Genomic DNA, 24,937 nt, shown 5'->3' with positions numbered 1-24,937 from the left:
TCCATGAAAACGGTAATCCCTTGAGCTATATCAACGGTCGACCGAGACGCCGTACCTAGCCTTCTTCCAAAGCTGCCAGGAGGAATCGGCCATGACCGCAAGAAATTTTGCAAGGCATTGCTTTGTCAGCGTGCTCCTGTTGCTGATCGGCACTGCCCTTGCAGTTGCGCAGCCCTTTACCCGCCGCTCATCGCAGATGCAGCATGATGAGCTCAAGAAGACGATCGAGATTGCCAACTTCCGCCTCGGCGGCAAATACGATCTGAGCGATCCCTCGAAATGGGAGAACGGCGGCGAGGGCGGCGTCACGCTGGAATCACTTGGTGCCGGCAAGCTGCACAGCGCCTACATCGCGGTCGGCACGCCACGTCGCAACGCCGCCGGCGAGATCACCAATGCCGTGATCATCAATTCCTATTATTCCGGCGATTCCACCGACATGTACGAGCAGTGGGTCAAGGGCGCTGCCCTGTCGGGCGGTGTGCCGATCATTGGCCCGGGTCGGCCGATCGATACCGATCGCTATTACGTCGTCATGGTCGATCCGCTCGGCACCTGGGGCGCGAGCAAGCCGTCCGACGGCCTCGGCATCAAGTTTCCGCAGTACAGCTACTACGACATGGTCCAGGCGAACTACCGCATGCTGCGCGACGGCCTGAAGATCAGCCACGCTGCGCTGGTGACCGGCGTCTCGATGGGCGGTACGCAGACCTATGTCTGGGGCGTCATGCATCCGGATTTTATGGGTGGGCTGATGCCGATCGGCGGCACCACGCAATCGGACGCCGAAGATCCGGTCGGCAACTGGACGTTCCAGTTGATGACCGCTGCCATCGAGGCCGATCCGGTATGGCAGGCCACGAAGGGCGACTACTACAAGCTGCCCAAAGAGAAGCATCCGATGCTCGGCGTGGCATTCGGTTGGTCGGTGCTCGGCTTGACGGGCTATGATTTCGGCTTCCGAACGACGCAAAGCTTTTCGGCAGTACAGCCGGAAGTGTTTTATTGGGACCCACCGAACGAGAAGGCGGGCAGCAGCGTGATCACGCGCGCCAAGCTGTATGACGCCGTTGATCTCGTTTGGCGCAACCGCGTTGGTGAGGCGCACAACGTCAATCCATATCTCGGCCGCATCCAGGCCCGTACCCTGGTGATGCACATCACCAACGACCAGTGGCTGAACTACAAGCTGGCCGAACGCGCCGTCGATCGGGTCCCCGGTGCACAGATCATCGGCGAGGAAAGCCCAGTTGCCCATTACGGCGTATTCCCGATCATCAACCACCGGAAGAACGACCCGAAATTCGTCGCCTTCATGGATGATGTGGCGAGCCTGGACCGGGCGCAGACGTACGTCGACAAGAACTATCGCGTGCCCGGCGTTGCCGAGAACATCGACCCGACCAAGTCGTTCTGGAAGAATTATGTGACCTATCCGTATCCGGTCAAATACGCGACCGCGAAGGACAAACGTGGCACGTCCTGGCAAATCGGCTACATGGACGAGTACGCCGGCACCGACAAGGATCCGAAAGTACTTGTCATCATCCATGGCAAGGGCGCGTTTGCCGGGCATTACGGCAATGTCATGCAGTATGCTTTGCGCAGCGGGTTGCGTGTCATCACGCCCGATCTGCCGCATTACGGCATGTCCGGGCCCGGCAATCTCGACAAGAGCCCGGCACGTACCATGCAAGATATGCGCGAGGTTATCTATGACCTCGTGGTCAACCAGCTTGGCGTCAAGAAGGCGTATTATCTCGGCCACTCGCTCGGCGGTCAGTTCGTGATGGGCTACGCCCTGACCTGGCCGGACGCAGTGCAGGGTCTCGCGCTCGAGGCGCCGTCCGGTCTGGAGGAATATCCGCGCGACATCACCATCGCCAAGGACAAGAAAGCTCGCCTGTTCGATGAGGCCTTCGGCCGCGACTTCGACAAGTGGAAGCAGACCTGGGACCAGACCGGCATTTTAGCCGCAGAAATGGGACGCTCCGAACAGAACATCCGCGACTTCTTCTATTTCAAGAAGCGCGATCCGGACACCAACGCCGTGTCGGCTGCCAAGAGCGGCTATTTCTTCAGTGACAGCGAATATGCCCGCTTCCACACCGAGCAGCGCGTCGGGCTGACCAAGGGCAATCCCAAGGAGCTGGAGCAGTGGTGCAACGTCTTCATCTTCGACGTCTATACGATCGGGGCAGAGCTGCAGCAGGATGATCCCAAGAACTTGTACGAACGGCTTACCCAGATCAAGGCGCCGATCTTCCTGTCGTTCGGCGACAAGGAGCCCTTCATCCCGACGCCTGCGTTCAACGGGCTGACGGACCTCGGACGCGACGTCATTACGCCGTTCATGTCGCGCATGACCAATGCCGGCAACCAGCCGATCCTGAAGATCTACCCGGAGACCGGGCATTTCATCCATACGGATAATCCGGTGGAGTTTCCGGTCGACGTCGTGGACTTCGTGACCAAGGGAACGGTCGATACCAGTTCGCCGCTCGGCACCGACCGCATGATCAAGGGAGCGGTGGTATCGGCATTGCCTGTGGCGCCGACGCCGGCCGGTGCGGCGCCGACTGCCGGCCTGAACAAGTAGGCCGGGTCATGTCAACGGTGCAGGCGGGTGAAGTGCGATTGGGTTGGCGGGAGTGGGGCAAAGGCGACGCCACCGTCGTCTTCATCCACGGCAATCTCGCCAGCAAGGATTGGATCGAGCTCGCCGCGCCGCTATTTCCCATCGGCCTGCGGGTGATCGGGATCGACTGGCGCGGCTGCGGCGACAGCGATCGGCCGCAGCCCGCGGCCGACTATTCCAACTATTCCATGCAACAGCACGCAGAGGACATGCTGGCGGCGCTGGATGGGTTGGGTATCAAGTTCTGCCATCTCGCAACCCATTCGACCGGCGGCATCATTGCCGCGCGGATGCTGGTGATGCACCCGCATCGGTTCGGGCGCGTACTCGCGCTCGATCCGGTGACGCCGCTCGGCATGGCCTTCAATGCGGACCAGATCGGCCTTTTCCGTGCGATGATGGCAAGCAAGGAGCTGACGCGGACGGTTATGGCCACGGCGGCGTCTTCGCTGTTCGTGCCGGACAGCATGGCGCCGAATGCGATCCCGCGATTCCGCGACGGGCTCGGGGATATCCAGGCGCTGTTCGACCGGATCATCGAACAGACCTTTGGCGTCTCCGAAGGAATTTGGATCGGAACGCCAGTCAATCTCACCCGTGAGCGGGAGAGTGGCGAACTGGAACGCCGCATGCGGGACATCCGCCATCCACACCTGGTGCTGTGGGGTGAGCGGGACGGCTGGATTCCGCCTTCGGATCTTCGTGCAATGGCCGAGGCGATGCCGGATTGTCGGCTCGTCATCGTACCCGGTATCGGGCACTCAATGAATCTCGAGCTGCCGGCCCTTTACGCCGGCTATTTCGGCGCCTGGTTCGGGGGACTTGCCGCGTAACTGCAAACGAGCAAAGGAGCATTGTCATGCCAGAGATCAATCCATCCGCCGACAAGATGCGCGCGATGCTGACCGAAACACTCGACCGCCTGCGAAAGGCCAATGAGGAGTATTTTGCGCTGCTGGAGAAAGGCTTGAGTTCCTCGCCGCTGCCCATCGCCGACCAAGCCAAGCAGTTCTGCCACTTCATGCAGCGCAACGTTACCGCGACGTTCGACCTCGGCGACAAGCTCGTTCAGGCCAAGGACATGCAGGACGCGCTCAAGACGCAGTCGGAGTTCTTCCAGGACCAGATGCGAGCACTGACCGACCAGGCCAAGAACATGGGCGAGACGGCCATGAAGGCTGCAAGCGGAATGTTCGGCCACAAGGGCTGAAGCTGTAGAGACATCGGAATTGGAATCGTCCAGCTGGCCTGGCGCTGCGTCGGTGCTCGGTCAGATCGCGAGAACGTAGGGGAACTTCATGGCAGAAACGACGAAACTCTCGGTCGAGAAGGCGCTCGAAAAGCTGCGCGGCGGCGATCGGCTGAAATCGAGGGATCAGCAGCTCGACGAAAAGACCGAGGCCCTGAATGAAGAGGTCAGGCGGATGCGAGCGCAGAGATTGCGCCTTGACCAGGGCAAGCCTAAACGCGGCTGAGGCTCGACTGGTCCATATGACGCTTCAATTCCTGGTCGGCGCCGTCGTCAGCGGGATCAACATCATGATCCACGCGATGGTAACTGTCGGCGCCATCGGCATCGCCCGGTGGGCCGGGCTACGCCATACGGCGTGGCCGAGATTGCATCTTATGGCCGTTATGGTCGCGACTGCGACTGCCTTGATGATAGCGCACACGCTCGAGATCCTGGTATGGTCGCTGGCATATCGCATTTTCAGGGTGGCACCCGCCGGTAGCGATCTGATCTATTTTGCCTTCGTCAATTACACCACGCTTGGCTACGGCGACATCACGCCGGTCGAGGCGTGGCGCCTGACCGGGCCGATGACGGCCATGAACGGCATCCTGATGTTCGGCTGGTCAACCGCCGTCCTGTTCGAAGTCTTGCGCAAGACGCTCGAGCATTTGGCGGCGATCGCCGCGCCAGACTTCAGTTCTGAAGATCGAGCCTAGAAGCGCGATGGGATCAGGTTGAATCGTCATCGCGCTTTAGCTCTTTGTTTGAGCATGATCCTTTCGGAAAACCGCTTCACACTTTTCCGGATCATGCTCTAGCCGCAGCCAGTTGGCGGTAGTCGAAAATCGCATCAACGGCTGATATGGGTTCTTCGACCTCGGTTCGCCCGCATAATCGTTCGTGCAAGAAAAGGCCCCGGCAGAATTCTGCCGGGGCCTTCTGATTATTGGTTCTCGACGATCAATATCGGGCGACGACGGGACCGCCGAACCGATAATTGAGATGGATGGTCAGCAGGTCGACGTCCTGGCTGATTCGATTCTGGGCGCCGGCCACAATCGGATTTGCGACCGAGAAGGAATTGTTTGCGTCGCCCATAAACAGCCGGTCGTACTCAATGCCGACGGACCAGTTCGGCGTGAAGCCATAGTCAAAGCCAACCCCGAGTGCGCCGCCCCAGCGAGTGGAAGTCGCAGATGCGACCCCGACTCCGCCAAGCGTGGTCCACACGTCGTACCGGTTGCTGGTCACGGCAGCGCCGCCCTTCAAATAGAGCAGGGCCGCATTCCAGGCATAACCAATCTGACCGGTGAAGAGCCCGTAAGCGTCCATCTTTGTCGTTGTTGAAAAGGCCGGGTTGATCAGGCTCAGGCGAGAGCTTTTCAGATCGGCCCAATCGCCTTGCCCTTCAAGACCGAAAACGGCTTGACCCATCTGCCAACGGTAGCCGATCTGACCGCCGAAAACTCCTCCCGATCGCGTGCTGCATCCATCAGGAATGACGCCACCGGCCACGGGAACGAAGCCCCAGCAATTGCGGCTCTCGCCCCACCCGCCATTCGCACCGATATAGAAGCCGGTCCAGTCATACACGGGGGTCAACATGGGCGGTGGCGCCTTGACCGGGCGCGCTGAAAGATCGGCAGCCGAAGCGTGGCCGATCAGGCCCAGCGACACGGCGAAGGCTGCAACTAGTGAAATTCCCTTCATCTCATTACTCCGTAAAGCGCAATTGCGTTGATCTATTCCGCGAGCCTAGTTCGCGAGCAACAAGATCCATGTGTCAGAATGGCAACACTCAATCAAAAGCTGCGCATCGCAAATATGACTGCGACACCATCAGGTCGTGAAGGGTTTGCTTGCCGCGGCGCTGCTGCTCAGTCCGCACGCTCGTCGGACGTTTGCGGCGCCTCGCTCTCTCCATTGCAACTCCAGCTAAAGATGCGTTCGGGAGAGATGAGTTGCTTGGGGGTGTGAGGATTAATCGTGCCGGCGAATACAAGGCGGCCTTCGGCGATTATGCTGCGAGCGAAGCTCCGGGCATCGGCTTCGCTTCGAAAGGTTCTCGTCTCTCGCGGGCTCCGTTTTTTGGGCAAAGTACCGACCTTGCGGACTTCGAAGGTAACGTACCATCGTGGCGGCGATCTCACATCAAGTGATCCCGAACGATACGATGCGGAGGCGAAGATCTCGCAGCGATCGGGCCATCAGGCTTCAGCTTTGAAGGTCGAGGTGAGCAAGCTGCACCCGGTCCAGCAGAACGATCTCGCGCTGGGTGCTGCCGATGAATCCGAGAATGCCGAGCTCATGCAGCCGCGATAGCGCGCGAGACACGGTCTCCAGTGTAAGGCCGAGATAGTCGGCGATATCGCGTCGCGACATCGGTAGCGCCATGATGCCGGCCGCGGTCAGTCGCTTGTCCATCTCGATCAGGAAGGCGGCAACCCGCTCCAGGGATGTCTTGCGTCCCAGCAGCAGCATATGGTCTTCCGCGTGCCGCAAACTGGTCGTGGTCATGCTGAGCAAATTCTTCGCAACCACTAGGTCGTGGTCGGCGACCAGTTCAAGGCTTTGTCGCCTGATCAGACGAACCGTGGTCTCGATGATTGCTTCCGCCGTGAACCGATGCGAAGCGCTATTCTCGAGCCCGAAGATGTCGCCGGCGAGATGAAACGCACCGATCTGCCGTCGTCCATCCGCGAGCAGCTTGTAGCTTCGAACTGCACCAGACTTGACCTGATAGACGTACTCGGCGGACTCCTTCTCGCCGTAGATTTCAGTGCCCCTCTTGTAGGTAAACTCGCTCAAGCTGACGATCGGATTTGAATCGCTGGTCATTCCAAATTCGCCAAGGGAATTGGCGCGCCCTGTCGGGCCTGTCGCGATGCGCACTAACATGACCGAACTCCTGAACTTCGCAGAATTCCTTCCAGATGCACCGTGAACGCGCCGCGCTTTTCTCTCCCGCATCAGTTGATCTGCGGCGTCCGACAGCGCCGGTCTCGATCATCAACCGATCAACTCGATTTCAAATGACTGCAGCCACACCCCCTCGCGGCTGCAAAACGCTACTTCGCAATATGAGTCTATTCTACTGATCCAAGTGGTGGGACATCGGCTGCGTTGGCGTCATCAGCCCTAGTTAATAAACCGTGGTGGAATCTTGTTGATGAAAATCAATTGAGAACGGCCGTCCGGCAGCGCATTCGTCAACGGACGTTCTTCGGCGGTTTCACCGTACTTGTTCGCCTCGGCGAAAGATGTGTCAAGAAGAGTAGTTGACGCAGGCGCCTATGCAATTCGTGCCAATTCGGTGCTCCTGCGGAGTGACCCGTACTTATACGTGCCGGTTCGGGAACGAACTCCAACGATCGTAGGTCAAGATAGGTGAATAGCGCTGTCGGTAACTGAGAGGCTCGAGCTTCAGTTTTCAATCGACTCATGAGCGCAATAGGTATCCACTAGCGTCATCACCGCTCCGATCTCGGCATTCACCGGTGACAGAGAGTGTTGCGCTCCCGCCTGCCAAAACGAGGGCACATCACGTGTCCGAAATTCAACCAGACCGGAATGAGTCCGACAACGTGCAGTGCCGGTTCTCCATGACGGCAGCAGGCGCGCGTTCGAGCTATGAGTTCTGCGTGTTTGAGTTTCCCGCGTGCAAGGGATGCCCAAGGGCGATTCATGTCGTCGGTGCAGTCGGAAGCCCGGAAGACCCTATGAAATCGACGGCCTGGAGCAACTGGATTGCGAGCGTCGCTCGTCCGAAAGGCCGCTGTGCGTAATCATGGCGATTCGCTGATGGAGAAGTTCATTCACGAACAGAATCTTGCGCTGTTCAGGAAGCGTCTCGCAGAGGTGAAGACAGACGCTGAGCGAGAGTTGCTTATAAGGTTGTTGGCGGTTGAGAGTGCGAAAGCGCCGCAGCAACAAGATTGAGCCCTCAGGCCAAGATGACCCGCAGCAAGCGTTCCGTCGCTGAGATGTGAGGTCCGGACATTCGAATCGATGTTGGACGGCTTGGGTGTACCGCGGGAGGATTCACCTGAGCCATGCCAAAAAGCCAGCCGCAATCAACCGGGGAAACTGAAGGCAGAGCGCCGCGTTGTTCTTCGCCGGCTAGTGCCGCGGCGTCTCAACGCCACCGACGGCAGACGTTGCCAACGCCCCACACCGCACACCTGCGGACCTGGCGTTTGGTGGTCCTGGCTACGCAGACGTCGCCAACTCGCGTTCGGCCGGCTCCGCATCCGAAGGCGACCATTGTGGTCATGCCGTCGGGCTGATGAAGCGGCGCGGGTGACATGGCCTGCGCCGACGTTGCGACGGCTAGGGCAAAGGCAGCAACTGCGATCATCCTGATCATTAGAATCTCCCGTATCTTCACGTCGAGATTTGACGATGCTTTGTCTTGGTTGGCATACGTTGATCCATATCAAGCTACGGTCGCCCTCCGAGAATCAATTGAACTCAACCAGAGGAGCCATGAAGCCAGTTATTCATCGACGTCCTGCTCAAGCGTTGGCGCCGGCGCACTCCGATGAACATCGGCGAACTGTGCAAGCGGCAGTACGGTCTTGAGCGACAGTAGACTGGAGTCGACGACGAGCAGTTCGAGGGTGTGTCCTGCTTCCAATTCCTTGATCATCCTCGGATCGGCGACGTCGGCCGCGATGCAGGCATTGGCGAGACACCAGCTATAGGGGATCGAGTAAGGCGGACCGTGGTCGACCGTGAGCTTGGCCGGGATCTGGAGATACATCCCAACTGGAACGAACAGTTGAAGTCGCGCGGTGCGGTCGCCTTCGCGCTCGACCAGATCGACGCGGACTGCCATCTGGCCGGTTTCGAATGTTCCAGTGATCGTCGTTCTGCAAAGCGTCTTTGCGCCACCTGCCTTGAAGCAGAGCTTCCGCCAGTCTCCGTACTTTATGTCCTTTGTCGTGCGCTCCCCGCGGGGCGAAGCTTCGCCAGCGATCGGTTTCGACGTCACGGACGATTTGTCCCGCGCCTCGGAGTCAGCAATGGAGGAGGCACCAAGAACGAAAACCACCAGGAGTGATGCGAGAGCGGGGTTTGCGATACTGCGTTGTAGCCGGTCTTGCTTACGTGGATCGTGTGGCACGATTGCACCTCCAGGCGTCGGCGTTTGCCGTTAACGCTGTTCGTCGAGAAATTTCGTCACCAGTGGCGACCAAATCGGAATCGCGTCGGGTGAACCGATGAAAAAGTGTCCGTCGTGGCCGAACGGAGGCAATAGGTGGTATTCGGCCTTGCCGCCCGCGGCGGTGAAGGCCTGGTGCATGCGCTGGGTCAGGGCTGGGCCGAAGAACGTGTCGTTCTCGACATAAATCCACAGCATCGGCACCCGTGAGGTACGGCCGAACTCACCGGTTGCCTGGACCAGCTTGTCGGGCGCGCAATTGTTGTTCGGCTTGCCGCCGACACGGCCGCCGCGGCCGGCGGCAAAGGTGATGATCGCCTTGACTTGTGGCGGGTTCAGGCTCGACAGCCCGATCGAAGCCCAGCCGCCGGCGGATTGCCCGACCACAATGACATCCTTGGGCACGATACGCTTCTCGGCCGCCATGTAATCAATGATCCAGAGGTCAGCCTGGGCGACCGCCATGGCGGGATCGCGAAAATTCGGTTTGGTGCAGTTGCCGACCTTGGAAAAGAATGGACCGTAGTGCCCGCGTTCCGGGAGATCGATGGCAGCCGCGCCGTATCCCGAGCCGACGGGCGCGACCACGAGATAGCCGCGCCTCGCGAACCATTTGGCCGCATCGCGGAATTCAACCAGCGGAAAGAAGCTGCGCTCGGTCGGATTGAGCGAGACACCATGGTTCATGATAGCGAGCGGAAACGGCCCGTCGCCGACCGGGCGGACCACATAGGCGAACATCGGCAATGGCAGCGGCAGAGCCCAGATTTCCTCCTGAATGCGGGGCGAGGCCGCCTTGTCCTCGGCGTGCGTCGGTGCGATCAAACAAGCGAGGCAGAGCAGGGCGGTCACAAGCGAGCCGAACAGTGCGGCAGGTTGCCGAGGCATCGAAACCTCCTTCAGCCGGTGTATGTCAGAGCTACGATGATCGGGCCCAGCACGGTCAGCACGACATTGCCGACGGCGTATGGCACGGCGACGCCGAGCACCGGCGTCTGGCTTTCGGCAACGTCGCAACATCCGGTCACGGCGGCATCGACCGTCATCGCGCCGGCCAGCGCGCCGCAGGTAATGACCGGATTCATGCGAAGGACGTGATAGGCAAACAAGGTCGCGACGATCAGTGGCACCAGCGTGACGACAAGGCCCATGCCGACCAGCAGAACGCCATGCGCCTGGATAGCAACCCAGGCGGCGTGGCCGTTCCCCAGCCCTACGGCTGCGATGAAGCCGCCGAGGCCGAAGTCGCTCAGGGTCTGCTGCGCAGCGGGCGGCAGCGCGCCCATTGTCGGCCGGCGTGAGCGCAGCCAGCCGCAGACGAGACCCGCAATCAACGCGCCGCCGCCGCCACCGAGCGTCAGCGCGATGCCGCCGACCCTGAAGCTGACGAGACCCGCGAGCAGGCCCGCGGCGATGCCGGTCGCAAGGAAGGCGATGTCGGTTCGGTCGCCGGAACGCAGGATTTGGCCGACTTGCGCGGCGGCGCGCTCGATGTTGCGGGTGCTGCCGACCAACGTCATGACGTCGCCGACGTAGAGCCTGGTATCCGGGCTCAATGGGACCTCACGGCCCATCCGCGTCAGCGTGCGCAAAAAGACGCCGCGTGCATTGTCGCCGACGCGATCGGCGACCTCCTGGAGGGACCGGCCATGGAGCTTGCGGCTGTCCACCAGAACGTCGATTACGTTCCCGGGTATCGCCTTCAGAATCTCGTCGGCATCGATTTCGGCGCCGATGACGGGTCTGGCGGCAACAATGGCGGCCGTTCGTCCGGCAATCACGATATCGTCGCCGGCCTCGAGAACAGTGTCCGGATGCGGTTCGATATCCGCGCCTTGGCGCACGATCCGCTCGATCACAGTGCGGCTGCCGATCTCGTCTTCGATCGCCCTGACGGTTCGGCCGGCTGCCGCCGCAACGCGATAGGCGCGGGCCTGGAACTTGCGATAATGCAGGTTCTCGGCCTTCGGAGGCTTGCCGCCCGAAAGCTCGATCTCGAGCTTCTTTGCTTCTTCCTTGAGGTTGATCCCCATCAGCTTCGGCGCGAATAGCGGGACGTAGATGAGCGTAAGGATGTAGCCGAGCACATAGGTGACCGCGTAACCGGCTGCGATATTCGCCTCCTGCTGCTCCAGCGCAGCTTTTGGGAGCCCGAGCTGGTTCAGCGCGCCGGATGCGGTCCCGATCACGGAGGATTGCGTCAGGGCACCGGCTGCAAGACCCGATGCCGTGCCGGGATCGAGCCCGAAGGCAAAAGCAAAAATGAGCACGATGGCGAGACCGGTGCCGCCGAGCACCAGCGCCAGTGCAACCTGTGCAAGCGTCCGCATGCTCAAGGAGGCAAAGAACTCCGGCCCTGAGCGGTAGCCGATGGTGAATACGAACAGGCTGAAGAGAACAACCCTCAGCACGGAAGGAAACGTAAAGCTGCCGAGCTGTCCGATGAGGACTGCCACGATCAGCGTGCACGCCGTCGTGCCGAAAGAAAATCCACGTACCTTGACGCGGCCGAGAATGGTGCCGAGCGCGATCGCTGACAGTAGAAAGATTTCGGGAGCGGTGGCGATGATCCACCTGACCGTATCCATAGCCGTACGCCCCAAGTGTCATTGATTGAGCTCAATTGAGCCCTCCAACCCGGGTGAAGGCTTGATCCAAATCAATCCTCTCACGCGCCGAGGCGTCGTTGATGCAACGATGCATGACCGGTGACACACAACGTCCCAAACATGAGTTCACAGGATATCGCTGCCATTCCATTGCCGCCCCGCGACGAAGCCGTGTCGATTGCACTGCTGCTGGCGTTTGTCGGCGGTTATCTCGACGCCTACACCTGGATCATCCATGGCGTAATGGCCAATGCCCAAACCGCCAATCTCGTTCTGCTTTGGGTCTATGGCACGGCGGGCAATTGGGGCGACGCGCTCCGCTTCGTGCCTCCGATCCTGGCATTTGCGATCGGCATCGTCGCCGCCGCGTGGCTGCGCCGGGCCAGCGGCGAGCGGGCCAGCGCGATCAACACGTTGATCGAGATCTTGCTGCTGGTTGCGATCGGCATTTTGCATAACCGGCTGCCGGATCTCGCGGGAACGCTGGGGATATCCTTCGTCGCCGCCATGCAGACTGCCATCTTCACCAAGGTCGAGGGCGTGGCCTACAGCTCGGTGATGATCACCGGCAACATGCGCCAGGCGATCGAAGGCGTTTTCCTTGCGCTGTGCAGCGGCGGTCCGCTCGGGACGCTCCGCCGCTCGGGCATTTTTACCGGGCTATGCATCGCCTTCGGCCTCGGGGCGGCCGTCGGTGCCTTTGCGACCGAGAACATCCCGGATCTGGCGCTCGGGATTCCCGTGATCGCCCTGGTGATCGTTATGCTGCGTTGCGAAGTTCAACCTAACGAGGCAAGCCCATGAATTCGCAATCCGAGCAGCGCGCAGGTTGGACACGGTTTTTTCCGCCTTCCGACTGGCTTGTCGGCTATCGCGCTGAATGGTTGTCCTTCGACGCAATTGCCGGAATAACGCTGGCCGCTTACGCGATCCCGGTATCGCTGGCCTATGCCGCGCTTGCCGGCTTGCCGCCCCAGGTTGGGATCTACGGCTACATGCTTGGCGGCATCGGCTACGCGGTGCTCGGCTCGTCCCGCCAGCTCGCGATTGGTCCGACATCCGCGATCTCGCTCATGATCGCCAGCACCGTCGGGGCGCTCGCGAGCGGAGACGCGGTGCGATACGCGCAAATCGCCAGTCTTGCGGCATTCGCAGTGGCTGTCCTGTGCTTTATCTCCTGGCTGTTCAAGCTCAGCGTCCTCGTCCGCCTGGTCAGCGACAGCATCCTGGTCGGCTTCAAGGCCGGCGCCGGGCTCACCATCATCGTGAGTCAGCTTCCGAGCCTGTTTGGCGTCGCCGGCGGCGGTCACAATTTCTTCGAGCGCGTGTTTCAGCTCGCGGGTCAGCTTGGCGGCGTCAATCTCCTCATCGTGGCGATCGGCACGGCGGCGCTTGTGCTGCTGCTGCTCGGCGAACGGCTTCTGCCAGGCAAGCCGGTCGGAATCACGATCGTGGCGCTCTCGATCGTGGTTGCAACACTGCTCGGTCTTCCGGCCGCGGGCGTGCCGGTCACCGGGAAAATCCCGGAGGGACTGCCCGCACTCGGGCTTCCGACGTTTGGTCTTTTGGAGTTCGACGATCTCTTTCCGCTCGCGGCGGGATGCGTGCTGCTGGCTTACATAGAGGGGGTCTCGGCGGCCCGTAGCTTTGCGGTCAAGCACGGCTACAATCTGGATGCACGGCAGGAATTTTTGGGGCTCGGCGCCGCGAATCTCGCGGCTGCGTTCGGTCACGGGTATCCCGTCGCGGGCGGCCTGTCGCAGTCCGCGGTGAATGATAATGCAGGTGCGCGCACGCCGTTGGCTCTCGTGATCTGCTCGGCGACCCTGGCGCTCTGCCTGCTGTTTTTCACCGGACTATTGACTAATCTGCCAAAAGCCGTACTGGCCGCCATCGTCTTCGTCGCCGTGTACAGGCTGGTCGACATCCCGGCGCTGATGCGGATGTGGCAGGTCAGCCGGCTTGATTTCTATGCCGCGGCGATTGCGCTGGTGTCCGTACTCCTCCTCGGAATTTTGCAGGGCGTGCTGCTGGCGGCGATTGCGTCCATATTCCTGCTGCTGGCACGCGCATCGAGCCCGAACATCGCCTTCCTCGGGCGCCTTCCTGGAACCGGACGTTATTCCGACAGCGCCCGACATGAGGGCGTGGAGCCGCTCGTTGGCGTGATCGCTTTTCGCCCCGAAGCCTCGCTGCTTTACATCAACGCCGAGACAATTTTGGGCTCTGTCTTAGGTGTGCTCAGGAAATCGTCCGACATCAAGCTCGTTGCCTGCGATCTTTCGGCATCGCCCTACATCGATCTGGCGGGTGCGAGCATGTTGCGCGATCTCCATGATGAGCTCGCCGCCCGTCACGTCGCGTTCTGTATCGTCGGCGCGCATGCGCAATTGCGCGACCTGCTGCGGGCGGAAGGATTGGCGGAAAAGACCGACAGCGGTCTTTGGCTCCGGTCACTCGACAGCGTGCTCGGCAACGGTAAGGCCAACTGACGCTCTGATCTCGGAGCCGGGCGATCCTCTCGGCCTCCCGGGCGCATTATTGCAGTGCGATGACGTATGCGCCCCGTAATCGTCATCGGAAATCTTGAGTTGCGTATCGCCGGCAACCGTTGACTTGGATCAAGGGAGCACGAGGGAAGGGAGCCACGGTGCGTCATCAGCTTTGCCTACTAGCCGGGAGACAGGGACATGCCCAAGGACGCCAAGCCCACCCAGAAGCGCATCGATCAATTCTTTTCCGGCCCCGGTGGGCGCGGGGACGACTGGCGTGACCTGGTTGAAGCCGCAAAGGCATGGGCCCAGGGTGGCGACCGCGCGAACTACGATGCGGTCTTGGCCGATATCGCGGTGACAGAGGAATTTCATGGTTATCCCGGCTTGTACTTGATGGCCGCATTGAAAGAGGCGGCGACGTCCGACGACGCGGCGGCCTCGCTCCTGCTTTCGACGCGGATTGCGCAGGCGCTGACGACAAAGTCCTTCCGTCAGCACGCCGGCGACTGGAATGTAAATGACGAAGCCGAGGGTGACGTTCCGGATCTGCTGCCGCCCGCGTTCGGACGGAAAGAGGCGCACCGCCCCTACTTTGAGACCCTGATCGTGACCGGCGTTTCTTCCAACAATTGGCCGGGGCTCTGCACGGAATGGCGCAAGCTGAGGCGTCCGATCGACGCGTTCGTCTACGAGCCTGTCGTCGTCGGCAGCCTCGAAGACGCATTCTGCGCAGCCGTCCTGAATCCAGATCTTGCCGCTGTCGTGATCAACGAGGGCTTCACGCTTCGCTCGCGTCATGACGCGCCTGTGCTTCGTGCCCTGATGGCCTCGATGGGCCCACAGATGGAGTCCGATCTTTCTGCGCTGCGGCTCGCACAGATCATCAAGCGGCTGCGTCCCGAGCTTGATATTTATCTGATGTCCAATCGCAACGTAGAGGAGATGGCCGGCAACCCCGAGGCCAACGTGGTACGCCGCATCTTCTATTCGATCGAGGAAATTCTGGAGCTGCACCTCTGCATACTGGAAGGCGTCCAGGATCGGTATGACACGCCGTTCTTCGACAATCTCAAGAAATATGCGCAGCGTCCGATCGGGACGTTCCATGCGTTGCCGATCGCTCGCGGCAAGTCGATCTTCAAGTCCGACTGGATCCGCGACATGGGCGAATTCTATGGCCCGAACCTGTTCCTGGCCGAGAGCAGCGCGACCACAGGCGGCCTCGACAGCTTGCTGGAGCCAACCGGTAACATCAAGACGGCACAGGACAAGGCGGCGCGCGCGTTCGGCGCGGACCACGTGTTCTTCGTGACCAACGGGACCTCGACCTCCAACAAGATGGCGGTGCAAGCGTTGCTCGGTCCGGGCGACATCGCCATCGTCGACCGCAATTGCCACAAGTCGCATCATTACGGGATGGTGCTCGCCGGCGCGCAACCGCTGTACGTCGAAGCGTTCCCGATGACGGAATATTCGATGTATGGAGCCGTGCCGCTGAAGACGATCAAGCAGGCTCTGCTGCATGCGAAGGCCGACGGTCGGCTCGACAGGATCAAGATGGTTGACCTGACCAACTGCACCTTCGATGGCCACATCTACAATACCCGGCGCGTGATGGAGGAATGCCTGGCGATCAAGCCGAACCTGATCTTTCTATGGGATGAAGCCTGGTTCGGCTTCGCACGCTTCTCGCCGTTCCTGAGGCCGCGGACCGCGATGGGCGCCGCCAACGATATCGAGGCGTGGATGCACGACCCGAAATCTGTCGCGGCTTACGAGAAGCAGCAGGCGGAACTTGGCAAAAATCCGTCTGATGAACTCTTGCTCAAGACCCGGCTGATTCCCGACCCGCGCCAGATCCGCCTGCGCGTGTACCAGACCAACTCGACCCACAAATCGATGTCCGCGCTGCGGCAAGGCTCCATGCTGTTCGTCAAGGATGTCGAATTCCACACCGTCGAGGCCCAGTTTCACGAGGCGGTGTTCACGCATGCTTCGACCAGTCCCAATCAGCAGCTGATCGGGAGCCTCGACGTCGCGCGGCGACAGATGGAGCTCGAAGGCTATGGCCTCGTTAACAATGCCTTTGAGATTGCGTTCGCGATCCGTCAGGCTGTCGCCAACAATGCGCTGATCTCGAAGTATTTCCACATCATCGGTGCGGACGGCATGGTGCCGGCGCAGTATCGACAAACCGGGTTCGTCGACTACCTGGCGCCCGGTACGAACTGGGTTACGGCTCTGAAGAGCTTCCAGGAGGATGAATTCTGCCTCGATCCGACCCGGATGACGCTCGTATGCGGCACCGCCGGTTTTGATGGCACTCAATTCAAGGGCATTCTGGCGAACAAGTACGGCATCCAGGTCAACAAGACCTCGCGCAATTCGGTGTTGTTCCAGTCCAACATCAACAACACGCGCAGTGACGTCGCGCATCTGATCCGGGTGCTGATGGAGATCGCCAGCGAGGTCGACCGGGGCCTGGCGCAAGGCGGCGCCAATGCAAGGAAGACCTTCGAGGCGCGGGTGAAGAGCCTGATGACCGATGTGCCGGACTTGCCGAATTTCTCGCATTTTCACTCGAGTTTCCGCGGCGATGCGGGCGCAAAGACCAACGAAGGCGACATCCGCAGCGGCTTCTATTCGGCCTATGACGCGGCGGGATGCGAATATATCCGGCTTGCCGATCCCGAGATCGATCGTCGCCTGAAGGGAGGTCCGGATCTCGTCTCGGCCAATTTCGTGATCCCGTATCCGCCGGGCTTCCCGATCATGGTACCGGGCCAGGTCATCACGCAAGAAACCATCGACTTCATGCGGAAGCTCGATGTCAAGGAAATCCATGGCTACGATGCAAAGGAAGGGCTGAAGCTCGTGCGCGCGGAGGCCCTGATGAAGATCGGAAAGCTCAAGCCCGGCGCAGCGCCGAAACTGAAGGCCGCGTCATAAGGGAGAACGAACGTGCAGGGCTTTTTCACATTTCTTCAGCAAAATCCGTTCTTGCTGCTGTTCTTCGTTGTCGGGCTCGCGGTGTGGATTGGCCGGGCCAGCATCAAGGGCTATGGCCTCGGCATGGTTGCCGGCGCCATCGTGGTCGGCGCGGGTCTATCCGTCTGGGGTTCAACTTACGGGGTCAAGCTCGAGCTGAACAATTTTGCCAAGAGCCTGTTTTACTACCTCTTCATGTACGGCGTTGGGCTACGTGTAGGGCCTTCCTTCATCAACAGTCTGAAGGGTGACGGTCTCAAATTCTGCGTATTGGCGCTGGTTTCGAGCGTGCTCGGGTTGGCGCTTGTCGTCATCGGTGCAAAGCTCTTCTCGCTGCCCATCGGCGCGGCAGGTGGCATGCTGGCGGGTTCGCAGACCATGTCGGCCGCGATCGGCTCGGCGGAGCAGGCAATCACTTCCGGCGTGGTGAAGCTGCCGGAAGGGATGAAGCCCGAGGACGCGACCGGCATGATCGCACTGTCTTACGGCATCACCTACATCTGGGGTACCGTCGGCATCATCCTGATCTGCAAATACCTGCCGCGTTGGTGGGGAGTTGACGCCAAGGCTGCAGCGAAGCAGTACGAACAGGAATTCGGGGTCAAGGATCTCGAAGGCGGCGGCCTCACCGGCTACCGGCAATTTGGCTTGCGCGCATACCGGTTGGAAAACGCTGCCCAAGTCGGCATGAGCATCGCCGGCTTCCGAAAGAGCAATCCCGAGTATCGTATCATCAACGTGTTGCGTGCGGGCGAATCGTTGGGGGCCGATCCCGATCTCGTCCTGCAAAGGGGTGACGTCATCGCATTGGGTGGCGCGACCGAGCATCTCACCGACAAAATGGGGCTGATCGGTCCCGAGGTCGCGGACGCCAAGGCGCTCAGCGTGCCCATGGATCAGGCGGATATTCTCGTCACTAACAAGGAAGTTGTCGGGCGGACCTTCGAATCCTTCCGCGACAAGGCGCTTGCCGGCCAATTGCAGGTCACGAAAGTCGAGCGCGGAGGCGTGCAGATTCCGGCAGGCCTCAAGACCGAGCTGCAACGGATGGATATCATTTCGGTGGTCGGTCTGAAGTCCGCCGTCAGCGAGCTTGGCGAGATGTGGGGACGCATCGCGCGAACCAACACGTCGACGGATTTACTGACGCTTGCCGTGGGAATGATCATCGGTTTCCTGATTGGCATGATCGAATTTCCGGCCTTCGGCGCCAAGATTGGTCTCGGCAATGCTGGCGGCCTTTTGCTGTCGGGCGTGATCGTATCGTCGATCGTGTCGCGGCTGCGCTTCTTCGGCAACACGCCGAACGCGGCGCGTAATGTGCTGGAGGATCTCGGCCTTATCGTATTCGTCGCAATCGTCGGCGTGAATGCGGGAGCGGGTCTGCTCGCACAGCTCTCGGGCGCCGTCGCGCTGAAGATATTCATCGTCGGCTTCGTCGCCTGCACCATTCCCCCGTTCATCGTCTGGGCGATTGGCTTTCATATCTTCAAGATCAATCCAGCCGTGCTGATGGGCGGTGTCGCCGGTGCACGATCGCATTCAGGTCCGTGCCGCGAGGCCGCGGTGGAAATCCAGAGTTCCGTACCCTGGATCGGATTCCCGGTCGGCTATGCCGTTTCGGGCATCCTGCTTACCGTATTCGGTTACTTCGCGATGCTCCTGGCCCAATAGCCTGGCGTCATAACCTCAGAGGACAGAAAGCCATGAGAAGATTTGCTATCCCCACCGTTTTCGTCGCCCTTCTTGCAGGCGTAGCTGGCTTCAGCACGCCATCGCGTGCCGAGACCGGTCAGGTCGGCGTGATCTTCACCAAAGGCGGATTCATCGTTGGGGTCGGCGGCGGTGAGGGCGTGCTCGTCCTTCGCGGCAAGCGATATCCATTTACCGTATCCGGCATGAGCGTCGGTTTCACGATCGGCGCATCGACCACCAAGCTTGTCGGCCGGGCCATCAATCTCAGGGGGCCGGCGTCGATCGAAGGCTCTTACGCCGTGGCCGGAGCGGGCGGTGCGATTGCGGCTGGCGCAGGAGGCGTGCAATTGCAGAACGGCAACGGGGTGATCCTGCAGCTCAGCGGCCCGAAAGTAGGCGCGGAGGTGTCGGCCGCAGTAGGCGGTGTGACGATTCGCTTGAAATAGTGGCGCGAGCGATTGGGCCGCGCGATGCGCGGCCTGGTCCGCTCAATACCGCTCTGCGACGAATCTCATCCCGCGCAGGCCCGCCTGGTCGTTGTAACGCCCTTTGTCGGAACGCTTCGGCAGCTTGACCTTGTCCTTCCTGACGCGCTTGTGCGGGATCGCCTTCAGGAGATGCGCGATGCAATTGAGCCTCGCACGCCGTTTGTCGTCGGATCGGATGACATACCAAGGTGCGTGCTTCGTGCTCGTCTTTCTCAACATCAGGTCGCGGGCGCGCGAATAGTCGTACCAGCGCCGATAGGATTCCAGATCCATCGGGCTCAGCTTCCATTGCCGCACCGGATCGTCGATACGCGCCTTGAAGCGGCGCTCCTGCTCGTCCATTCCGACCTCGAGCCAGATCTTGATCAGGATGATGCCGCCGTCGATGACGTACTTTTCCATCTCGGGGCAGAGCGAAAGAAAGCGGTCGTGCTCGGCGGGCGTACAGAAGCCCATGACATATTCGACGCCGGCACGGTTGTACCAGCTCCGGTCGAAGATCACGATCTCGCCGCCGGCCGGAAACTGTTCCATGTAGCGCTGGAAGAAGAGTTGTGTCTTTTCGCGATCCGACGGCGCCGGAAGCGCGACGACGCGAAACGCGCGGGGACTGACCTTCTCCGTGATCGCCTTGATCGTGCCGCCCTTGCCGGCCGCGTCCCGGCCTTCGAACAGCACGATGACCCGAAGCTTTTTCGCCCTCACGAAGTCCTGAAGATGGCAAAGCTCGACTTGAAGCTTTTTGAGCTCCTTCTCGTATTCCTTGCGCTTCATCCGCTCCGCGGGCTCGTCTTTTGCCATGCGCATTTTTGCTACTTCAGGTTCAAAGCGAACGGACGGCCTTCAATCTCCCCAGGAGATGGTGATGCCGATGTCGCCAGGCACGCCGCCCGGAAAATCGATGATCTGGTATGCGATGCGATAGCCGCGCGGCTTCAGATAATCCGTCCAGAGCTGGAAAATCTCCTTCGGGATTCCCGTCAGGGTGTTCTCCCAGCCAGCTTCCATCTGATTGATGGCGCGGCCCTTGTCCGTGCACAGCGTATTGGGGAAGCGATAGACCTGGACGTCCGTCATCCCGTTTCGTACCGCACGCTGGATGATGGTGGAGGCGAGCTTGATCTTTTCCTCCTCGGTCTTGCCTGACGGTTTGCTCAATCGCTCGATCAAGGCGTGTTTCTCCGCCTCGGCTGCGGCGGCAAGGCGGGCATATTCGTCCACCTTTTCGGCCTCCTTGAGCGCTGCTTCCTTCCGGATTTGCATCGCGTTGGGAATGAGATCGTCGATGGTGTTGGACATGGCTGACGCCTCCCGGTCGGTTGCTGCTCCAGCGTTCGTGCAAGGGTAGGGCCGGAAGGGCTCGATCCCTTGATCCAGATCAAGCGGGCTCATCCCCGGTTTGGTCAATCTGGGCATTGGCTACGGGAGCCGGCCGGTTGCCGTCAAGGGAGGGAACGTTGAGCGAGCAGCTTCACCCGATGGCGCCGCACCATCTGCCCTTCTATCTGGCCCCGGCGAACGGGACCGATACGCTGATGGTGCTGATGGGGATCTTCCTGGTTGGCGCCGTATTCTGGGTCGGAACGATCTACTGGCGCCTGCACAGCCTCCCCGAGCGGATGGCGCACAAGTCACAGAAGCTGCAATTCGAAATCGTGGCCATTCTCGGCCTGCTGTCCTTGTTCACGCATAACCATCTCTTCTGGGTGATAGGACTGTTTCTCGCGCTGATCGATATTCCCGATTTCGGCACCCCGCTGCGCAGCATTGCCGATTCGGTGGAGAAGATCGCCGAGACGACGCCGGGAGACGGAAACGAAGCCGCGCCGTCACCTCTGCCGGCCGACGGCCAAGCCAATGCGCCGTCGACTGAGAAGCCCGGTCCCGTGAAGGCGAGGGAGCAAAGCAATGTTTGAGCTTATGTTCTGCTCCTTGTTGACGATACTGCCTGACTATCTGTTCCGCCGCTACGCCCAAGGCAAGCGCTTCGGCAAGGAGATCACGTTCTATTCGGTCTGGTATGAGCTGCGATGGGGTATCACCGGCTGCCTGATGCTCACGATATCGCTGATCACGATGATCTTCTATTTTCATCCGGCGACCAACTCAGCCGCGTTGTATTTTCGCACGATCCCAATTCTCCCTGAAGGTTCGGGACGGGTGGCCGAGGTCGATCTCGGCTATAGCGCATCGGTGAAGAAGGGCGACGTGCTGTTCAAACTTGACAGCTCAAAGCAGGAAGCGGCCTTCGAAACCGCCAGGCGCAAGGTCGCCGAGGTCGATGCGTCCATGGAAACGGCGCAGTCAGACGTGGTCAAGGCCGAAGCCCAGATCCAGGAGGCCAGGGCGAACCATCAACAGGCCAGGGACGAACTGGAGGTCAAGACCGAACTGCAGCGCCGCAATCCCGGCATTGTGCCGCAGCGCGATATCGAGAAGCTCCAGGTACTGGTCGATCAGCGGCAGGCCGCGATCGATGCCGCCACAGCGGCCAAGCAATCGACGACGTTGCGGGTTTCGGCACTCTTGCCGGCGGAGAAGGCAAGCGCCGAAGCGGCGCTGGCGCAGGCCCAGGTTGATCTCGACAAGACCGTCGTCCGCGCCGGCGTCAACGGGCGGGTCGAGCAGTTCGTTCTTCGCGTCGGCGATGTGGTCAACCCGTTGATGCGTCCCGCGGGGATACTCATACCCGAAGGCGCCGGTCAGCGCGCGGTGCTCGCCGGATTTGGTCAGATCGAGGCCCAGGTGATGAAGGAAGGAATGCCGGCCGAGGCGGCCTGCATGTCCAAGCCATGGGTGATTATTCCGATGGTGGTCACGACTGTTCAGGACTACGTCGCCACAGGTCAGTTTCGCGGTGGGGAGCAGTTGATCGAGGCCCAGAACATCGCAAAGCCCGGTACGATTCTGGTGTACCTCGAGCCGCTTTACAAAGGCGGTCTCGAAGGGGTCACGGCGGGCAGCAGTTGCATCGTCAACGCCTACACCAGCAACCACGAGGAGATTTCTGCCAAGGACACCAGCGTCGGTCGGAAGATCGCGTTGCACGTCGTCGACGGCGTCGGCCTCGTACATGCCATGCTTCTGCGAATCCAGGCGTTGGTGCTGCCGATCCAGACGCTTGTGCTGGGCGGTCACTGAAGACGTAAGAAGGAGTGAATGGATGGTTCGTCCACGAAAACTCGGCGCCTTGGCTGGATTGCTGTTCGCTTCAGTGGTCGCGACGGCCGGGCGTGCGGATGCTGTCGACCTCAATGGCGCCTGGGTCGGCGACGCCGATCAGTGCGACAAGGTGTTCACCCGCCAGGGCGGAAAGCCCGGCTTCACCGAGATGTCCGACGTCTATGGCGGCGGCTTCATCATCGATGGTGACCAGATCATCGGCAAATTCGCGCACTGCAGGATCAAGTCCAGAAAGGAGAGCGGCCCGAGCGTCAACCTGATCGCAGGCTGTGCAACCGACATCATGCTGTCGAGCGTTCAGTTCAGCGTGAAGGAACTGGATGCGAACAGCATTGTTCGGCTGTTCCCCGGCATGGACGGCATGGAGATCACCTATCACCGCTGCCCGAACCGATAAAATCGAAGGCAACCAGGAGAGTCCGCATGAGCGGGGGCGTCGTACCGTGAGGTTATGCAGGTTGTTCGTCGCGGCGACGTTCGTTATCGCCTGCCAAACGATAACGCAGCGGTCAGATGCCTTCGAGCTCGCGGGCGCTTGGGCGGCCAAAGCGGATCAATGCAGCAAGGTGTTTGCGCGGAGGGGGCGCGCAAATCAGGTCGACTTCACCAACTTCTCTGGCGCCTATGGCGGTGGCTTCCTCGTCGAGGCCAACCGCCTGCGCAGCAAGTTTGAAACCTGCACGATCAAGGCCAGAAAGGACGACGGTGAATCCATCAATCTGGTTGTCGCTTGTGCGAACGGTGTCATGCTTTCCAACATCCAGTTCTTCCTGAAGGTCATCGATGACGATACGGTCACGCGGCTATTCCCGGGCGTGGACGGGATGGATACGAACTATCACCGTTGCAAGATCTAGCCCGCCGGCTCGTCTGCGCGCCGATCGACCTGCAAAATTAAGGGTCAAAGCCAGGGCGCTCCGATATTCCTCAAATACCTCGAGCCAATGGAGTCCTGGTATGGAGCCTGTCACGACATTTGAACTGATGATGCGACCCGCGCTGAGCGTCGCTGTTCTTTTGCGCGCGGCTGGCGCCGCAGCCACATGCGTCGCGCCGACATGCACACCGGTCATCGATGCTCACGGGCGAGCGGCATTCGCTGCTGACCGCCCAACCCGATGAGCGCGGCTGGATTGCCAAAATGGTTTCGCGTCGTCCTGTTAGGCGGGCTGGTGATCCTGGCCAGCGGGGCGGGGCTCTTTGCTTATCGCTGGTACTCCCGGCCAGTGACGTTGACGATCGCTGTTGGGTCGCTGGATGGCGAAGCCAATTTGGTCGTTAGTGCCCTCGCCAGCAAGCTCGTGCAATCCAATGCGCCGGTGCGGCTCACTATCGTTCCGACGCCTGGAGCGCTCGAAGCGGCCAAAGCGTTTGCGGCCGGTAACGTCGACCTCGCGGTGGTGCGCGCTGATGCCGGCGATCTCAGGCTGGCGCAGTCGGTGCTCGTTGTTGCGCATGCCGCGGTTCTGCTGATCGCGCCGCCCGGATCCACGGTCACGGACCTGGCGGAGCTGAAGCGCGCAACGATCGGTGTGATCGGAGGCGAGATCAATCAGAAGCTGATCAATGCTCTGACCGATGCCTACGACCTCGGACGTGCGAACGTGACATTCAAGCCTCTCGCGCCGGCGGAAGCGCGGCGGGCGCTTGAAACCAAGGAGGTGCGCGCCGTCCTGTTGGTCGTTCCGCTGGCGGAAAAGTATCTCGCTCTGGTACGCGGCTTGTTTGCGCAGAGCAAAGGCGGTCCAGTGCTGATCGCGGTTGAGTCCGCTGGCGCGATCGCCGAGCGGGAACGTGCCTACGAGAGTTTCGATGTCCCCAAAGGCACGCTGCGCGGTTCGCCGACCGTTCCGCCGGACGATGTCACGACACTTCGGACCTCCTTCTATCTCGTAGCGCAGAAGAAGCTCGGTAACGATGTTGTCTCCGACCTTACGGAGTCGCTGATGAAGGCGCGCAGGGATTTGCTTGCCGAGATGCCGATCCTGGCCCAGAGTTCGGAGCCGGATACCGGCAAGGACGCCTACCTTCAGCTGCATCCAGGCGCTGCCGCCTTCTATGACGGCTCGCGGCTCGGTTTCCTTGATAAATGGGGCAATGCGATCTTTCTTGCGCCGATGATCGCGGGCGGCCTTGTCTCGATCCTCGCCTATGCCTGGAAATTCCTTCGCGCCGGCAACGTGTCATTGCCCGCGGAGGTGGCGCTGGATGCACTCTATGCTCTCGGCCCAAGGATCCGTGCGAGCGACCGCGAGGCTGATCTCGACGAGATCGAGCGGGAGATCGACCGGGTACTGCGGGCGCAACGGGCCAGGGGTGTGGCCGACGAGGAAACCGAACGCGAAGTCACGGCTGCGAATGTTGCGGCTCATCGCCTCGAAAATCTGATCCACGACCGCCGCATCTCTCTTGCTCTGCAACAGGCGCCGCGTCCCTGAATGAC

Annotated in this window: 22 protein-coding genes; 15 read left to right on the top strand and 7 right to left on the bottom strand. The window is 60.7% G+C overall.

Annotated features, from left to right (window positions below; genetic code table 11):
• The first annotated feature begins 91 nt into the window (after positions 1 to 91).
• From HU230_RS25250 to HU230_RS25230, 5 genes are all read left to right on the top strand, one after another.
• Complete coding sequence (locus tag HU230_RS25250; RefSeq protein WP_176529371.1) at positions 92 to 2,599, top strand: alpha/beta hydrolase; 2,508 nt, start codon at positions 92 to 94, stop codon at positions 2,597 to 2,599.
• Between the two features lie 8 nt (positions 2,600 to 2,607).
• Entirely contained in the window at positions 2,608 to 3,471 is an 864-nt protein-coding gene (locus tag HU230_RS25245) for an alpha/beta fold hydrolase (RefSeq protein WP_176529372.1), read from the top strand.
• Positions 3,472 to 3,497: 26 nt separating this feature from the next.
• The gene (locus tag HU230_RS25240; protein WP_173638436.1) at positions 3,498 to 3,848 is read left to right on the top strand and encodes a phasin; all 351 of its coding nucleotides are present in this window, start codon (positions 3,498 to 3,500) and stop codon (positions 3,846 to 3,848) included.
• 88 nt (positions 3,849 to 3,936) lie between these two features.
• On the top strand, positions 3,937 to 4,113 hold the full coding sequence (locus tag HU230_RS25235; protein ID WP_176529373.1) for a hypothetical protein: 177 nt from the start codon (positions 3,937 to 3,939) through the stop codon (positions 4,111 to 4,113).
• Positions 4,114 to 4,129: 16 nt separating this feature from the next.
• Complete coding sequence (locus HU230_RS25230) at positions 4,130 to 4,588, top strand: potassium channel family protein (protein WP_176529374.1); 459 nt, start codon at positions 4,130 to 4,132, stop codon at positions 4,586 to 4,588.
• A gap of 244 nt (positions 4,589 to 4,832) precedes the next feature.
• On the opposite strand, the gene HU230_RS25225 is transcribed toward HU230_RS25230, so the two are convergent.
• The 5 genes from HU230_RS25225 to HU230_RS25205 all read right to left on the bottom strand — a co-directional run bounded on the left by HU230_RS25225 (position 4,833) and on the right by HU230_RS25205 (position 11,624).
• On the bottom strand, positions 4,833 to 5,582 hold the full coding sequence (locus HU230_RS25225) for an outer membrane protein (RefSeq protein WP_176529375.1): 750 nt from the start codon (positions 5,580 to 5,582) through the stop codon (positions 4,833 to 4,835).
• Between the two features lie 504 nt (positions 5,583 to 6,086).
• The gene (locus HU230_RS25220) at positions 6,087 to 6,770 is read right to left on the bottom strand and encodes a helix-turn-helix domain-containing protein (RefSeq protein WP_176529376.1); all 684 of its coding nucleotides are present in this window, start codon (positions 6,768 to 6,770) and stop codon (positions 6,087 to 6,089) included.
• Positions 6,771 to 8,367: 1,597 nt separating this feature from the next.
• On the bottom strand, positions 8,368 to 8,865 hold the full coding sequence (locus HU230_RS25215; RefSeq protein WP_224943545.1) for an invasion associated locus B family protein: 498 nt from the start codon (positions 8,863 to 8,865) through the stop codon (positions 8,368 to 8,370).
• A 162-nt stretch (positions 8,866 to 9,027) separates the two neighbouring features.
• On the bottom strand, positions 9,028 to 9,924 hold the full coding sequence (locus tag HU230_RS25210; protein ID WP_176529377.1) for an alpha/beta hydrolase family protein: 897 nt from the start codon (positions 9,922 to 9,924) through the stop codon (positions 9,028 to 9,030).
• 11 nt (positions 9,925 to 9,935) lie between these two features.
• A complete protein-coding gene (locus HU230_RS25205; protein WP_176529378.1) occupies positions 9,936 to 11,624 on the bottom strand; it encodes an aspartate:alanine exchanger family transporter in 1,689 nt (562 codons plus the stop codon).
• Between the two features lie 141 nt (positions 11,625 to 11,765).
• Between HU230_RS25205 and HU230_RS25200 the strand changes: the two genes are divergently transcribed.
• The 5 genes from HU230_RS25200 (at position 11,766) to HU230_RS25180 (ending at position 19,269) form a co-directional block, all read left to right on the top strand.
• Positions 11,766 to 12,449 carry a YoaK family protein gene (locus HU230_RS25200; RefSeq protein ID WP_176529379.1) on the top strand — a complete coding sequence of 228 codons (684 nt, stop codon included), beginning with the start codon at positions 11,766 to 11,768 and terminating at the stop codon, positions 12,447 to 12,449.
• On the top strand, positions 12,446 to 14,137 hold the full coding sequence (locus HU230_RS25195; RefSeq protein ID WP_176529380.1) for a SulP family inorganic anion transporter: 1,692 nt from the start codon (positions 12,446 to 12,448) through the stop codon (positions 14,135 to 14,137). Before HU230_RS25200 ends, HU230_RS25195 begins: the two co-directional genes overlap by 4 nt.
• Before the next feature lie 198 nt (positions 14,138 to 14,335).
• Entirely contained in the window at positions 14,336 to 17,089 is a 2,754-nt protein-coding gene (locus tag HU230_RS25190) for an aminotransferase class I/II-fold pyridoxal phosphate-dependent enzyme (protein ID WP_176529381.1), read from the top strand.
• Positions 17,090 to 17,101: 12 nt separating this feature from the next.
• Positions 17,102 to 18,802, top strand: coding sequence for an aspartate:alanine exchanger family transporter (locus HU230_RS25185; protein WP_176529382.1), 1,701 nt, complete (start codon positions 17,102 to 17,104; stop codon positions 18,800 to 18,802).
• Between the two features lie 32 nt (positions 18,803 to 18,834).
• Complete coding sequence (locus HU230_RS25180; RefSeq protein ID WP_176529383.1) at positions 18,835 to 19,269, top strand: hypothetical protein; 435 nt, start codon at positions 18,835 to 18,837, stop codon at positions 19,267 to 19,269.
• A 42-nt stretch (positions 19,270 to 19,311) separates the two neighbouring features.
• On the opposite strand, the gene ppk2 is transcribed toward HU230_RS25180, so the two are convergent.
• Both ppk2 and HU230_RS25170 read right to left on the bottom strand, forming a co-directional pair.
• Entirely contained in the window at positions 19,312 to 20,112 is an 801-nt protein-coding gene (gene ppk2 / locus HU230_RS25175) for a polyphosphate kinase 2 (protein WP_176529384.1), read from the bottom strand.
• 42 nt (positions 20,113 to 20,154) lie between these two features.
• Positions 20,155 to 20,610: a hypothetical protein gene (locus HU230_RS25170; protein ID WP_176534874.1), complete on the bottom strand. Its 456-nt coding sequence runs from the start codon at positions 20,608 to 20,610 to the stop codon at positions 20,155 to 20,157.
• A 179-nt stretch (positions 20,611 to 20,789) separates the two neighbouring features.
• Here HU230_RS25170 and HU230_RS25165 point away from each other — a divergent pair, with 179 nt between their 5' ends.
• The 5 genes from HU230_RS25165 to HU230_RS25145 all read left to right on the top strand — a co-directional run bounded on the left by HU230_RS25165 (position 20,790) and on the right by HU230_RS25145 (position 24,932).
• Entirely contained in the window at positions 20,790 to 21,227 is a 438-nt protein-coding gene (locus HU230_RS25165; protein ID WP_176534875.1) for a hypothetical protein, read from the top strand.
• On the top strand, positions 21,220 to 22,452 hold the full coding sequence (locus HU230_RS25160; RefSeq protein WP_176529385.1) for an HlyD family secretion protein: 1,233 nt from the start codon (positions 21,220 to 21,222) through the stop codon (positions 22,450 to 22,452). Before HU230_RS25165 ends, HU230_RS25160 begins: the two co-directional genes overlap by 8 nt.
• A 22-nt stretch (positions 22,453 to 22,474) precedes the next feature.
• Positions 22,475 to 22,891: a hypothetical protein gene (locus tag HU230_RS25155; protein ID WP_176529386.1), complete on the top strand. Its 417-nt coding sequence runs from the start codon at positions 22,475 to 22,477 to the stop codon at positions 22,889 to 22,891.
• Positions 22,892 to 22,952: 61 nt separating this feature from the next.
• Positions 22,953 to 23,351, top strand: a complete 399-nt coding sequence (locus tag HU230_RS25150; RefSeq protein ID WP_210284180.1) for a hypothetical protein — start codon at positions 22,953 to 22,955, stop codon at positions 23,349 to 23,351.
• 261 nt (positions 23,352 to 23,612) lie between these two features.
• Complete coding sequence (locus tag HU230_RS25145) at positions 23,613 to 24,932, top strand: TAXI family TRAP transporter solute-binding subunit (protein WP_176529387.1); 1,320 nt, start codon at positions 23,613 to 23,615, stop codon at positions 24,930 to 24,932.
• Positions 24,933 to 24,937 lie beyond the last annotated feature (5 nt).

The sequence above is a fragment of the Bradyrhizobium quebecense genome (genome assembly GCF_013373795.3).
In the GTDB taxonomy this organism is placed as follows: domain Bacteria; phylum Pseudomonadota; class Alphaproteobacteria; order Rhizobiales; family Xanthobacteraceae; genus Bradyrhizobium; species Bradyrhizobium quebecense.
The sequence above is the reverse complement of the archived record's forward strand: the minus strand, read 5'-3'. Positions and strand labels throughout refer to the sequence as shown.